Here is a 263-nt window from a genome sequence, read left to right as displayed (position 1 = left end):
CCAGCATTGGCTAAGACTTGTTCAATGGCACCAATCGGAGCGATAGTAAATTCGCTTGGATGGCGTGAGTTTGAAGCGGTCGCAATGATACGTTCTTGGTATTCTAAACCTTCAGATTTTGCTTGTGACTCTTTCATCATAACGACGGCAGCCGCGCCATCTGAGATTGAGCTGGCATTGGCCGCAGTAATCGTACCGTCTTTTGCAAAAGCTGGGCGTAAAGTAGGAATGCGCTCGGCATTAGCAAGACCAGGTTCTTCATC

Annotated in this window: 1 protein-coding gene; it reads right to left on the bottom strand. The window is 48.3% G+C overall.

Annotated elements, in window-relative coordinates; all coding sequences use genetic code 11:
* Positions 1–263, bottom strand: a 263-nt coding sequence (locus tag AAEZ03_RS27795; protein WP_502947978.1) for a thiolase family protein, incomplete at both ends; no start/stop codon positions are given.

The organism is Pseudomonas sp. HY2-MNA-CIBAN-0224, from assembly GCF_040310285.1.
Lineage (GTDB): Bacteria > Pseudomonadota > Gammaproteobacteria > Pseudomonadales > Pseudomonadaceae > Aquipseudomonas > Aquipseudomonas helleri.
The sequence above is the reverse complement of the archived record's forward strand: the minus strand, read 5'-3'. Positions and strand labels throughout refer to the sequence as shown.